Annotated in this window: 14 protein-coding genes and 2 pseudogenes; 13 read left to right on the top strand and 3 right to left on the bottom strand. The window is 33.8% G+C overall.

The genetic code is table 11. The features are described 5' to 3' along the window. The first annotated feature begins 133 nt into the window (after positions 1-133). Positions 134-1,009: a LysR family transcriptional regulator gene (locus LZ480_RS06980; protein WP_241368698.1), complete on the top strand. Its 876-nt coding sequence runs from the start codon at positions 134-136 to the stop codon at positions 1,007-1,009. A 224-nt stretch (positions 1,010-1,233) separates the two neighbouring features. Here the strand turns inward: LZ480_RS06980 and LZ480_RS06985 are convergent. Continuing rightward, positions 1,234-1,716, bottom strand: a pseudogene (locus LZ480_RS06985) (tyrosine-type recombinase/integrase); the annotation flags it as partial. Positions 1,717-1,790: 74 nt separating this feature from the next. On the opposite strand from LZ480_RS06985, the gene LZ480_RS06990 reads away from it, so the two are divergent. From LZ480_RS06990 to LZ480_RS07010, 5 genes are all read left to right on the top strand, one after another. Beyond that, positions 1,791-1,910: a helix-turn-helix domain-containing protein gene (locus LZ480_RS06990; RefSeq protein WP_408641607.1), complete on the top strand. Its 120-nt coding sequence runs from the start codon at positions 1,791-1,793 to the stop codon at positions 1,908-1,910. 939 nt (positions 1,911-2,849) lie between these two features. Beyond that, complete coding sequence (locus LZ480_RS06995) at positions 2,850-4,142, top strand: helix-turn-helix domain-containing protein (RefSeq protein WP_241368700.1); 1,293 nt, start codon at positions 2,850-2,852, stop codon at positions 4,140-4,142. A 266-nt stretch (positions 4,143-4,408) separates the two neighbouring features. Continuing rightward, positions 4,409-5,113: a type 1 glutamine amidotransferase gene (locus LZ480_RS07000; RefSeq protein ID WP_241368701.1), complete on the top strand. Its 705-nt coding sequence runs from the start codon at positions 4,409-4,411 to the stop codon at positions 5,111-5,113. Between the two features lie 245 nt (positions 5,114-5,358). Continuing rightward, entirely contained in the window at positions 5,359-6,741 is a 1,383-nt protein-coding gene (locus LZ480_RS07005) for a M20 family metallopeptidase (RefSeq protein WP_241368702.1), read from the top strand. Positions 6,742-6,881: 140 nt separating this feature from the next. After that, the gene (locus tag LZ480_RS07010; protein ID WP_241368703.1) at positions 6,882-8,174 is read left to right on the top strand and encodes an MFS transporter; all 1,293 of its coding nucleotides are present in this window, start codon (positions 6,882-6,884) and stop codon (positions 8,172-8,174) included. Positions 8,175-8,209: 35 nt separating this feature from the next. On the opposite strand, the pseudogene LZ480_RS20145 reads toward LZ480_RS07010, so the two are convergent. Then, positions 8,210-8,434 (bottom strand): annotated as a pseudogene (locus tag LZ480_RS20145) (hypothetical protein); the annotation flags it as partial. Between the two features lie 355 nt (positions 8,435-8,789). Further along, positions 8,790-9,437, bottom strand: a complete 648-nt coding sequence (locus LZ480_RS07020; RefSeq protein ID WP_241368704.1) for a pentapeptide repeat-containing protein — start codon at positions 9,435-9,437, stop codon at positions 8,790-8,792. A 125-nt stretch (positions 9,438-9,562) separates the two neighbouring features. Between LZ480_RS07020 and LZ480_RS07025 the strand changes: the two genes are divergently transcribed. The 7 genes from LZ480_RS07025 (at position 9,563) to LZ480_RS07055 (ending at position 13,574) form a co-directional block, all read left to right on the top strand. Beyond that, complete coding sequence (locus tag LZ480_RS07025) at positions 9,563-10,000, top strand: MarR family winged helix-turn-helix transcriptional regulator (RefSeq protein WP_241368705.1); 438 nt, start codon at positions 9,563-9,565, stop codon at positions 9,998-10,000. 255 nt (positions 10,001-10,255) lie between these two features. Then, positions 10,256-10,588: a hypothetical protein gene (locus LZ480_RS07030; RefSeq protein WP_241368706.1), complete on the top strand. Its 333-nt coding sequence runs from the start codon at positions 10,256-10,258 to the stop codon at positions 10,586-10,588. Between the two features lie 30 nt (positions 10,589-10,618). Then, positions 10,619-10,813 (top strand): hypothetical protein, encoded by a 195-nt coding sequence (locus LZ480_RS07035; RefSeq protein ID WP_241368707.1) that lies wholly within the window; start codon positions 10,619-10,621, stop codon positions 10,811-10,813. 59 nt (positions 10,814-10,872) lie between these two features. Then, positions 10,873-11,622: an NAD(+)--rifampin ADP-ribosyltransferase gene (gene arr / locus LZ480_RS07040; protein WP_241368708.1), complete on the top strand. Its 750-nt coding sequence runs from the start codon at positions 10,873-10,875 to the stop codon at positions 11,620-11,622. Positions 11,623-11,824: 202 nt separating this feature from the next. After that, positions 11,825-12,220, top strand: coding sequence for a DUF3888 domain-containing protein (locus LZ480_RS07045; RefSeq protein WP_241368709.1), 396 nt, complete (start codon positions 11,825-11,827; stop codon positions 12,218-12,220). Between the two features lie 150 nt (positions 12,221-12,370). Beyond that, positions 12,371-12,847: a hypothetical protein gene (locus LZ480_RS07050; protein WP_241368710.1), complete on the top strand. Its 477-nt coding sequence runs from the start codon at positions 12,371-12,373 to the stop codon at positions 12,845-12,847. Between the two features lie 265 nt (positions 12,848-13,112). Beyond that, positions 13,113-13,574, top strand: coding sequence for a VOC family protein (locus LZ480_RS07055; protein ID WP_241368711.1), 462 nt, complete (start codon positions 13,113-13,115; stop codon positions 13,572-13,574). The last annotated feature ends 218 nt before the right edge of the window (positions 13,575-13,792 follow it).

The raw sequence follows: 13,792 nt of genomic DNA on the forward strand, positions 1-13,792 counted from the left end.
ATATCTCTCACTTCCTACTTAATATTATTAATATAAACACTCTAGATATAGGATTATAACGTCAAATTCAAGATATGAAAAATATATATATGATAAACTAATCATATCAAAAAACATATATTGGAGAGATGAAATGGATTTTCGACAATTACATTACTTTAAAGAAATTGTGCAACAAGGAAGTATTTCTAAAGCAGCAGAAGTGCTTCATATCGCGCAGCCGCCGCTTAGTCAGTTGTTAAAAAAGCTTGAAAATGATCTTGGCACAACTTTAATTCATCGATATCGTCAAAAATGGGAGCTTACAGAAACAGGTGAAATACTATACCAATATGCCAATGAAATGCTAATGCAAATTAAAGATGTAAAGCAGCGAATCCAAGAAGTTGAACAAGGTATAGGAGGAACAGTAAGTATCGGTGTATCGTCTACATGTTCGAATATGCTCATTGATTATGCTAGTATGTTTAGAACACAATATCCAAATGTTAAAATGAATATAGTAACAGGAAATTCAGAAGAATTATTAAAAAGACTAGAACAAAGAGAAATTGATGTTGCCTTACTTTTACGATTGGGCAATAGTGAACAATATGAGATGAAAATATTAAAAAAACAACCAACCACTGTGATTATCCCAACAAGTTGGGCAACATCGTTTTCATCTCAGCATGTGACGATTGAACAAATTGCCCAGTTCCCATTCATTATGCTAGGAGCAATGGAAGGACTCTCTTTCAATGAAGACCTCTTCAAAGCGTTTGATGTACATCAAGTCAAGCCAAATATCATTATTGAGTGTAAAGATATAAGGATGGTTGTAGCACTTGTTAGTAGAGGACTAGGATTATCCGTTATTCCAAGAATGGATTACACATCACCATTTTTAGAACATACAACACTTTTAGAATTGAAACAATTTGATTTTCATCTAGAGCCTGTAATAGTAAAATTAAAAGACCAACGAATTTCCAAAGCAGCGTCTCAATTTTGGGAAATGGTTGATTAGAAGATGTGAACAAAGTAAAGAAAGCCTTCAATCAAGTAATATAGGCATCGTCCGATACCAGATCGTTGGAGTCAGACTAACGGAAGGGCTCAAAGCACCATAGTTTATCGACCTTCCTCTCCCAGCCGTAGTATTCAATACCCGTTCTGAGTACATTTTCATCTTTTGTGTTGTGGCGTTGGTTTTTGCGCTACATGGATGGCTAACGGTTGCTCATTTTACATTTAAAAGTACTTTTGATAATACTCTTTCCGTAGTTTACCGCTTAATTGAGCGTATATCCTTGTGGTTTCACTTTTCTCATGCCCCATAAGACTTTGAATGACTTCAATAGGAGCGCCATTATTCAACAAGTGAGTTGCAAAGCTGTGTCTAAGTTGGTGTGGATGAATCTCTTTATTAATTTCAGCACGATTGGAGATCCGCTTGATGATGTATCGCATTTGGGCAACACTCATTTTATGTGGCTGCCTTGCTGTTACAAAGATGGCAGGATTATTGTCATTCCGACTTTCAATATACCGTTTAAGCCATATGTCGCAACGTATATTAAAATAAACTTCCCTCTCCTTATCACCTTTCCCTCTAACAATCGTGGATTGATTGGACCAATTAATATGGTTCTTTTCTAAAGTAACTATTTCTCCAATTCGACAACCAGTAGAAAACATAAATTCGAAAATAGCTCTTTTCATTGGGGAATGACAGGGAAGCTATGTTTGATATCTGTATTTGCTGAATAATATCCCGTAATAGAGGAAGAGTTTGCGGCAAACCTGCTATTGATGAAAAGACTAAGAAGCATGTGCGTACGTTGTTTGAAGCAGGAGAAAATGCTACTGATATAGCAAAAGAGTATGGCATAGGTAGGGCTAAGGTGTATTTGATTTTGAAAGGATGATATTTCTTCATTGGTGCAAGCAACTAAATGAAAGGTTTGGAGTAAGGTCTAAATAGTTACCGGTTATTGTAGAGGACATTCCACATTGTAATTGTTATTCAAGTTGCTCATAGAAAAGGATACGTGTATACGCTCCTTGTAAGGCGCGTATAACGAATTACAAGAAATATTTGGGGAAGAATGAGATAGGTAAGTTTACTGTTAGAAATCATGCATTTTACAAATCCATACATAAATAAATACCCAAAATTACGCTTTCCTGAACTATGCGAGTATCTTGTAAGTGCTAGTTGAATAGCTTCTTTTGTTGTTCTTTTAAAATAGTCAACTATTTTTAGCACCAAGCCGTTGTCCCCAATTCTGGCTTCATGTTAAGAAATTATGTAGAAAAACATCTAAATTATGGAGGAATAAAATGACGTTAGAATTGGATTTACAGACACTGATTTGAAGTTTTATTTAGAACGTATGGGAATTTCATTTGATTTAAAGAACGAAGTAATGACGGTAAATGGTATTGATATAAATTTAAAGTCGGGAGATTATACAAATGAACGAATAGCTATAAAATCAATATAGATTCAGAAGTTTGGGCTTTTTTAAGAGTCTTAGACATTGCTGAATATTTTAGAGATTATGGCGATATACCAGAATTTATTGGTAATATGAAAAAGAAATTGAAAGTTAAGCTGATAACAAAACTATTATTTTCCAAAAATTCAGCAAATAGTGGAGTTTGTAATTTTCGATTGTTATAATATGTTAAAATCTTTAGTATGAAATAGAAAAATGAACATAGAAAAGAAAAATTATCGATACCAAGCAGATTTATTATTGAATAATTAGTTATTATATAAGTAATATACGTTTCGACATTTGTGGTGAACATTTACATAATAGAGGGTTAGGATATAGAAATTTAATGAAAGTAGGTTGGCCATGGGAATTCGATTAGGAATAATAGGTGTAGAAGATAATTTGGAATTGATGGGGTCTGTTGCAAGTGAATATTCGGAGTTCACTAATTCGTTATTTCTGCATACTCGCTCGGAAGATGTTATAGATATATTAGAATCTCATCAACATGATATTGATATGTGGCTTTTTTCGGGTTACACACCATACTTAATTGCAAAAGAATGGGGGAAAGTAGAGAAGCCGATGTTTTTTGTTAAGTATCCAGGTTCAAGTTTATACAAAACGTTGTACTATGCGTTATATCAACATAACTTGAATATGAATGAACTAAGTTTTGATTGTTTCACCCCATCAGAATTGAAGCAAGTGTTTGAAGAGTTGGCTGTTAGTTTCACCTCAAATCATTTAAAAATGTATGAAGGATCTGCTGAACTTTTAGTAAAGCACCATTATGAATTATGGAAAACAGGAAAGACTAAGGCAGCTGTTACATGTGTATGGGCGGTGTCGAATGAGTTGAAAAAAATGGGTGTGCCAGTATTCCGTGTCACACCGACGAAATCAGCAATTCAAACAACCTTGAATTTGGCGCTTCGTACAAATGAAATGCTCCTTTTTAAAAATAAACAAATTGCTGTACAGATGTTCGAAATTAATAATATGTTTGGTTTATCTAAAAATATGTATTCTTCTGATGAAATATATAATAAAGAAATAGGGATTACTCAAAAGTTACTCATTTATTCTAAAAAAGTTCAAGGATCACTTAAAACAGTAGGCCCGGGGAGATATGTTATTTTCTCCACTCGAGGTGAGTTGTCTGATATTACTGGAAACTTTACGACTGTTCCTGATGTAGAGGAAATTAAGCAACTAAGTCAACAGGATATAACATGTGGAATCGGAATCGGTCAATCTGCATATGAGGCTGAAATCAATGCAGGAAAAGCCCTCTTGCATGCCAAAGAATATAAAAATGGGGCTTGGATGGTTTTTTTAGATAATAAAACAATTAATGGTCCTTTAGGGAAACCAGAAAAAATTACGTATACTTATGAATCCAAGAAGTACCAAGCAATTAGTGAAAGGACCCTACTAAGCGTTGCTACTATAAGCAAAGTAGATTCTATATTAGGGAAAATAGGAAAATCAGAAATTACGGCTCATGAGCTTGGTCAACATTTACAAATCATGCCAAGAAGTGCACGGAGAATCTTGGACCAACTTTTGAAAAATGGGTTTGCAAAAGAAATTGCTGAAGAAACGCCACATCCACGTGGGCGACCAAGAAAAATATATCGTGTTTTATTGTAAGAAGGTAACTCATCTGTTGTTTAGTTAAACGACATGATTGAGTCACCTTCTTATTTTTGCTTGAAAGTCTATAAACCTTTTAGTCAAGCGCACTCCTGGCAATCCTCATATCAGAGTTATAGTTCATCTTGTCAGAAAACCATAAATTCAGTATTGATAATCTTCTGAAAATATATCTTGACGTACCAAAAATATTAAAATAAAATCAATTTAGGTTATAGCCATAAATCAACCTAAAATAATAATGAATAAGTGAGGCTATATATATGAGAATTTATTGTTTGCAAAATGACCCTTTAGCAGGGCTTGGAGCGATTGAAACCTGGATTAGTAAAAATGCTTATTCTGTTACGACAACACATGTGTATAACGATAGCAATTTTCTTTCTACAGATGAATATGATTTGCTCATTATTCTAGGTGGTCCAATGGGCGCTTATGAGGAAGAACAATATCCGTGGTTACAATTGGAAAAAGAATATATTTCTGAAGCAATTCGTAAGGAGAAATTTGTTTTCGGGATTTGTTTAGGGGCACAGTTAATTGCTAGCGCTTTAGGAAGTCCTGTTTACCCTCATACTTTGCAGGAAATAGGATGGTGGCAGTTAGAACGCACAAAAGAACGAGAATCTTTGCAGCTTTTTAACGGTCTACCAGAAAAGTTTACAGTCTTTGAGCTTCATGGTGATACTTTTGATTTACCAGAGGGAGCTGTTCGCATAGCGGAAAGCAAGGCGTGTTTGAACCAAGCATTCATGTTTGAGAATTATGTGATAGGGTTACAATTTCATCCTGAATTCACAGAAAATACGCTCAATAATGTCGTAGAAAAAATAGGTCATGAATTAACGGGTGGAGCATTTATCCAGAAGCCCGAGGAATTTTTAAACAGACTGGATCTGCATAAAGGTGCACATTCGATTCTCTTTAATTTATTGGATAATATATGTGAATCTATCGAAATAAAATAGAGGTTATTTAACTAAGATACATCCGGAATTAATAATGTTTTTTGAAACATAATGGTAATAACTTGCAAGGTTTACTCCATTTATACCTTTAAAAGTTGGACTATTCCGTCAGTTATAACTTTTTTGGAGATTTTTTAAAGCGGTTACATTATTAATAAGTTCTTAAAGGCATGATAAAACGAGATGATTTTTGTTTAGTTTGTACTCGAACTCTACTGCACCTAGAGAAAAGGAGAGATCTATTAATGGAATTACAAGCGTTCATTTCTAAATTAATCGAACAAAAAAGGGATAAAATTATTGAACTAAGCGATAAAATTTGGGAGTCTCCAGAAATTCACTTTCAAGAATTCAAATCCTCGGAATATTTATGTACTTCTTTAGAGGAGGAGGGATTCCAGGTTGAGAGAGACGTAGCGGGATTAAAAACAGGTTTTATCGGAAGTTTCGGAAACGGTAAGCCAGTAATAGCCATTTTAGGTGAGTTTGATGCCTTAACGGGTTTAAGTCAAAAAAAAGGGGTTGTTAAGCATGACCCAATAGTTGAGGGTGGTCATGGACATGGGTGTGGACACAATCTTCTTGGAGCAGGTTCTTTTGCAGCAGCGGTTGCTGTCAAAGACTATATTCAACAGAAGGGCTTGCAAGGTACGGTTCGTTACTATGGTTGCCCTGCTGAAGAAAGTGGTGGAGGAAAAGTAATTATGGCTCGTGCTGGATTATTTGAAGATGCAGATATAGCACTTTCTTGGCATCCTTCAACAACTCCTGGAATTTGGAATATTAGTTCACTTGCAAACTATTGTGTTACTTATCGGTATAAAGGAATTAGTGCACATGCAGCAGCTGCTCCTCATTTAGGTCGAAGTGCTTTAGATGCTGTAGAACTTATGAACGTAGGTGTCAATTATTTAAGAGAGCATATTATTCCTGAGGCAAGAGTTCATTATGCTGTAACGAACACAGGCGGTACTTCACCAAATGTTGTTCAACCGTATGCAGAAGTTGTTTATTTTATCCGTGCTCCCAAAAAGAGTCAAGCAAAGGAAATAGTAGAACGTGTAAATGATATTGCTAAAGGTGCAGCCTTAATGACTGGCACTACAATGGAATATACAATTGAGGGCTCAGTTTCAAACTTAGTTTCAAATGATACATTAGCGAATGTGATGTACGAGAATTTAACTGCTCTAGAAGTTCCAACCTATGATGAATTTGACTATCAATTTGCAAAAGAAATTCGTGCTACCCTTACCCCAGAGGAGCTTAAGGCTGCTTTAGTAGATGTAGATAAAGAGACAGCAAAGAAATTAATAGATAAAGACATTGCAGATGAAATTCCACTTCTTGGTCCAGAAATTACTTTGTCAGGGTCCACTGATGTCGGGGACGTTAGTTGGTTCGTTCCGACAATGCAATGTGTCACAGCGTGTTGGGCACTTGGAACACCACTACACACTTGGCAAGTAGTATCACAAGGTGGAATGCCTATTGCTCATAAAGGTATGCTTCATGCGGGAAAAATTATTGCATCTACAGCCATTCAAATAATGGAGAACCCAGAAATAATAGAGAAGGCAAAAGCTGAATGGAAAGAACGGTTGGATGGAGAACAGTACATTTATTAAGTTCTACCTTGCTGAAAAGCGATTTTGTAATGTGTACCATTCTAAGCTTACAATTTCAAAATTCCTAGTTGTAATTACTGCGAAAATGACTGTCTTTGTATTGTTTTCAGTTAAAAATATAATAGAAAAGGGTGTTGTTTATGGAAAAAGGCCGGAATATATTTTATGGATGGTGGATATTGGTATCGGGATTTTTGATTATGACTTTTTTGTACGCTCCAATTGCAAACCTAGTCTCAATTTTTATTAAACCTGTTACAGAGGACCTTGGAATTGGCAGAGCTGAGTTTACTATGTATTTCACGGTTTGTGCGATTTCAGGAATGATTATAGCTCCAATCGCTGGAGTATTAATGAAAAAAATGAATATAAAGATATATATGACTTTATTCACTCTCCTAGGTGCAGGGGCATATATTGGGTTTTCATTTGCAACAAAGCTATCTCATTTCTTTATATTTGCAGTACCAATGGGGATGGCTCTTGTAGGGGCTGGATTAATTCCTGTTTCCGTTCTAATAACAAACTGGTTTAATGTAAAACGTGGATTAAGCTTAGGGATTGCTTTATCCGGAACTGGTTTTGGGAGTATGATTCTAAATCCTTTAGTTACTTGGATCATAACAGCATACGGGTGGAGAACTGCTTATCTATTTATTGCAATTTTAATATTTGTCATAATTCTTCCGTTGGTTTTATTTGTTATAAAATTAACCCCAGCTGACAAAGGCCTATTACCATTAGGTGAAGGAAATATTTCAAAAAGTATAGCAATGAAAGGGTTACAAGGAGTAACTCAAAAGGAAGCATTTAGGTCGGTATCGTTTTGGAGCCTTTGCTTAGCGATCGTTGTAGGTGGGATTGTAGTTAATAGTATGATGCTTAATTTGGTCCCTTATTTAACAGATATAGGTTCGACAGCCCAGCGAGCAGCAATGCTATTATCATTGGCCGCTATGATGATAATTGTTGCGAAACTATTAGTGGGAAGACTATATGATAAGTTAGGATTAATCCAAACTTTAGCTATTATTGTTGCATCCGATATAATCTGTTTCTTATTTTTAATGAAAGGGAACTTATTAATTCCTGGAATACTGTTTGCGGTATTTTCAGCCTTAGGTTCTACAGCTGTTACAGTAACACCAGCTTATCTTACAGGAGTGCTTTTTGGCGAAAAAGACTACAGTTCAAAATATGGAACAATATCTTTATTTATTTCTCTAGGTGCAGCTTTGGCCCCAATAGTGGCGGGATTGATTTATAATATTAATCACTCATATGAGCTATTAATTAAGATGTTAATTGTGTTCGCTGTTATAGAATTTACCTTATTCTTCATTGCTATTAAATTTAAACCAAAATATAACGTAGAATCAGATGTATCAGAAAATGAAGTATTAAATTTATCAAACACGCAAAAAACTTTTTAATCTAAATTTTGAGGCTGGGACAAAACTTGCTTCAACTAACGCAAAGAGCTCCATTTCACTTTTGGCGATATTTCTATAATCATCTTCATATCTTTTAGTTGTTGACCATGAATGTTTGTAAATTCATGGTCATTATTCATTTCGTTTTCAACCTTCCATTTATCTCGGACAGTAATTCGAGTGAAACGTAAATTAGCCTTCAAGCATTCAAAAACTAGGTCCACATCAATCTAGCATTGACGATAAATGGCACCTGTCTTTTATGCCGGGTACCATTTTCTTCTTGTACTAACGGAGCAGATTAGTTCTATACGGTGAGAATATTATATATATGAAATAAAATTTTTTTCGCTTATGCTGAAAATAAAAAAGAAGGTTAAGGCGTATGAATATCACAGATTTACCTGTTTTGACTGTGATTTTAGGCTTAATTAATGGTTTTAAGGATAAGAAATTTAAAACGAAAAGTTTTTTTACACGTTTTTAACACTTTTCGTCTTAAACTCCTCCTGATTCTTTTTAATTTTTATCCAACAGTGAGAAAGTTCTTTTAACAATTGCGATACAAGTTTTGTTCATATACCTGATTTTCGAGCAGATTATTTTGATTTACATTTATTGTTTAACTACCAAACCTATTAACTTTGAAAATCCAATTGCTTGTTGAGCAGAAACTACACAACCGTCCAAACTTTCCAAATCAACATTGAGTCGGTCATATTTACATGTACTAATATCTATTCCTTTAAGGGATGTTTCAGAAAAATCAACTTCGTTAATATCACATTGATCAAACTTTGCCTTGTTAAATTTACAATCGTAATAGTTAGCACCTTGCAAAGACGAATGATTAAATATCACCTGTTTTAAACGAGCATCTACAAAACCACTCAAATTTAACATGCAATTTTCAAACGAAACATTACCAAGAGTGGCTTCAGAAAAATCTACACCCATTAATTTGCAACCTTTAAAAGTAACTCTGTGTATGATACCTTCGTTAAAACAAGAGTTAGACAGGTCACAGTTTTCAAAAACAATATCTGTCATATCAATTCTTTTAAAATGAGCATGTACGAATGTAACATTTTTAAAAATGACTTTGGACAGAACTACTTTATCAATTTCCTCATTATCAATTATTACGTTAGTAATAATACAGTTCGATAAATATGGTTCTTCTTCATAATAAATATCTTGAAAATTTGCTTTTTCTAAATCTGATGGGATTCTTGGAATTTCAACTTTAAAGCTTTTTGTCATAATATCACCTTTTCATATTTTAATTGCATAATTGTAAAATCAATTGCATGTTAGTTAAGTGATTTTAACAATTAATATCTTTTAACAATAATTTCTTAATGATTTTTTATAAGGAGTGAAGAACAATGTACCATGATGAAGATTTAAATTTTAAAAAACTTGAGGAATTATCCTTGCTGGTGCTGCGAAAATTCACAATGGCTTATACTACACCACCGGAAGCCAAAGAAGCTAGGGTATCTAATTCCCAATATTTAATTCTAGAGATTCTGAGAAATGAAGGCAAAAAGAGTAGTACTGAGTTGGCTCAATTCTTTAAAATTACATTGCCCGCTGTTACAAATTTATCAAAAAAGCTAGTGGACGGTGGCTATATAGAGCGTATTCACTCTGAATCAGACCGACGCCTCATATTATTACAAATTACTCAAAAGGGACTACATTTCTTAAATGTGATAGATAAGACGGGGGAAGACATCATCAAAAAACTTTGGGGAAATTTATCTTCGGAAGAAGTAAAGCAGTTAAATTCCATATTTCAAAAAGCATTAGAAGAGAAATAAAAATGACAAACAAAAAAGTACACCGATTCATTTATGATTATACTAGCCATAGATAAAATGTACCCATTAGTACAATAAAAAATGAAGTCACTCCTGCATTAAGGTGGATTTTTATTAAGTTGGCTTTTTATGGAGATTGTTTGGATATGTCTTATTGAACGAACGGTGGCTTTACTTGAAGATCATTGAGTTGCTTAGGCAGCTATTTTTTCTTATTGAACTAAAGGGGCAGGATAGTGAAGGAAGGGGAATTTTATGAAGAGTAAAAGAATTTTATTGTCGGCTATAACAATTTCTGTTGCCTTTTTGATTGTTTTTTTAATTTATAATTCTTTTTCGTCTTTGTTAACTGTAACTGATTTTACTGTCACTGAAAAAGGGTATTCTAACGATAACAATGAAGCATGGATAAAGGGATTTAACCCCAATGCCCCAGTGGGACATCATGAAGTGATTAAAGTAATTGTTAGGGAACCAATGGTAATGAATTTAATTCAGAAAGATAAGACATACTTCGTAAGATACACGATAAAAAGAAATGATTTAATTTTTCTTTGTGATATTGAAACTATTGAGGAACACAAATAAGCTTAGTTCTTCAACTAACGGGGGCTTTACTTGAAGAACATTGAGCTGCATATGCAGCTCTTTTTTCTTATTGAACTAACGGGGCAGGTTAGTGCAAGAAGGATAAGCTATAATTATGGTAAAATACAGGTAAAGAATTGCTTAACTTTTGTTCAACAAACGGGACATTTAGTGAAAGAAATTTATTTTTTTAATTTCACAGGGAAGGCATGGTCGTTTAAATAAAGGGTTTTGGAGAAATGTAGTTCAAAAATGTGATTTCATTAATTTGGAGGTAAGATTAGATGAATATAAAATTTGACCAAAACAACGTCGTTATTAAACTCTGTATGAGTGGGATGAACATGGAAGATGGCGGAAATGTTGAAGGTGCAACCAAGATGTTTCATCAAGCATGGCACGAAGCAAAAGACGACTATGAAAGGTTTATTGCAGCTTATCATTTGGCTCGTAAACAAAAGAGTATTACAGACAAATTGAAATGGATGGAAACCTCTTTACAGTGTGCACTAAATTTAAATGATGATAATGTTAAGAGTGCATACTCAACGTTATATTTAAACATTGCCAAATGCTATGAGGAGTTGTGTGATTCTGATAATGCAAAAAGAAATTATGAATTGTCAAACTCATATAACGGTACACCTTCTGATGAAGGACCATTTTATCATGGGACAAAGGCAGATTTACAGGTTGGTGATTTGCTGACAGCTGGTGGAAATTCAAATTACAAACCTGGGCTTAAAATGAACCACATTTATTTCACTGCTAATGCCAATGGTGCAGGACTTGCAGCAGCATTAGCAAAAGGAGAAGGAAGAGAACGCGTTTATAAAATAGAACCAACAGGTGAATTTGAAAACGACCCAAATGTTACTGACAAAAAGTTCCCGGGTAACTTAACACGATCTTATCGTTCTCAAGAACCTTTAAGAATTATTGGTGAAGAAACTGAGTGGACGAAACTGACAACTACGGAGCGAAGTGAATGGCGCAAAAATTTAGCCAAAAACAAGGGCGAAATTATTAACTGAACATATTTCAAATGGATTAAAATAGTTACTTTGTTTGCAATTACCAATATTCCGTAATCGGTGCTTTAGTAAAGATCGTGGGGTTGCTTAGGCAACTCTTTTTTCTTATTGAACTAAAGAGGCAGTTTAGTTAAACAAATAGATAACTTTTATAAACTGGGCAAACTACCTTAAGTGATTAAATAAGGTGGTAATTAATAATATGAAAAACAAACAGTTTATCTTTATTTTGGCTTTATTCGTTGTGTTATTGACGTTATTTGCTACGGGAGTAATGTTATCGAACAAAGATACAGCTGAAGCTGAGAATGTTGGTGCTGAAAAAAAACACTCTGATTTATATGATGTATTATTAGTTTTATTAGACCCTGAAGCAAGAAAAGTAATTAATAAGGAATTCCCAAATCGTAGTTATGCACTTTGGAATGCAGAAATATTAGAAGTAAAGCGACTAACTGGCGGGTATTCTCAATATGATTTTACTGTGAAAGTAAAATATGATACGTATACAGGTCCTTTTAATCCACCTGAAGGTCCTATTACAATAACCTTTCATGTAACAACAGATGGGGTTTCGGTAGTGAAAATTCAAAAATGAGTCTCGATACACTGTATCTAATTTAACTAACGGGGGCTTTACTTGAGAATCATTGAGTTGCATATGCAGCTCTTTTTTCTTATTGAACTAACGGGGCAGTTTAGTTGAAGAAGGCAATAATGAATTTACCGAAAGATGGGAGATATTCATTTGAAAAAATGTATTCTGCTAATGTTATTTAGCTTCACCTTAATCTTATCTGCTTGTTCCCAAACTGAGGAAGACACAGAGGAATATGCAGGGATTATTGGTGATGAACAAACTTTGGGTTATGAGTACACAGTATCAAAAGAACAAAATAGATTTTTTTGGGAGATTGGCTACAAAGGAGATATATCTATTATCGAAGAGTGTGCTGCCAATCAAGAAGATTTAGTAAATTACATGAATGCTGTAAATGATAGTAAATTGGTATTGGCAAAACTAATTACATCGGTATCATACTTATTAATAATTATTATAACAACGCTTTTCCTTTATAAGAAAAATAGAAAAACGCTTAAAGATAGCGGTGTAGTTATAACTATATTATCAGGTATTGCAATATATATTGCCTTCAAATCATCATTTGATTTAATTGGATTATTACAAGATACAAAATACTATTACTTGATACTAACTAATTAAGCTAACGGGAGCTTTACTTGAAGATCATTGAATTGCTTAGGCAGCTCTTTTTTCTTATTGAACTAAAGGGGCAGGTTAGTTTTATAGTGTTGTTTAACTTGTGTTCAATAATCGGGCCATATTGTGGAGTAACAGTCTTTTATGCAATTTTACCAAACGACGCTTTGGGAAGGTTATTGGAATGCTTACTTAAAAATTTTCAGTCAAATGAATGAGGTTTTCTTATTTGCATTTAATGTATATTTAATTTAAAGGGGTTGATGAAATGATTAAGGGACTTTATGAAGCACATTTACCAGTAAGTAATTTAGAAAAGTCTATCGCTTTTTATAAAAAAATAGGTTTGATTTTAGACCATATTGTAGATAATAAAATTGCCTTTCTTTGGGTTGAGGAAAACAAAAGTTGGATAGGACTTTGGGAAACAGATAAAGTAAATATCGAATACCACCCATCTATTAGACATTTAGCTTTTCAAGTGGAACTAGAGGATTTGAAAGTGGTTGTTGAATGGTTAAAAGAAAAGGATATATATGCAAGAGAAGCATTCGGATTTAAGCCTGTAGAACCCTTCGTTATGGCACGTAATGATTATGCTCATGCTAAAATACATTTTGATGATCCAGATGGCAACAGTATTGAGTTGATTTGTAAACTACCGAATCCCCGTAATATCACAAACCGTATGTATTTAAGTGAATGGGAGAACTTAAATAAAACTGATTAAATATACATATACAATAGAAATAATGTTCCCAAATCGAAGTTAGGAAACAGACTTAAATGCCATGAATGTTGTTAAATCAGCGTTCGTGGCTTTTCTTATGAACATTGTTTATGAGTTGTTTTATTCACTTTTGTTAAAAGTCAGTGAGTCAAACTAAACTAACAAAGCACAAAGTCAGTTGTTCTTTATTAGTTTAGTTTATTTCATTACAAAGTATG

It is taken from the genome of Solibacillus palustris, assembly GCF_022549215.1.
Taxonomy (GTDB): Bacteria; Bacillota; Bacilli; order Bacillales_A; family Planococcaceae; genus Solibacillus; species Solibacillus daqui.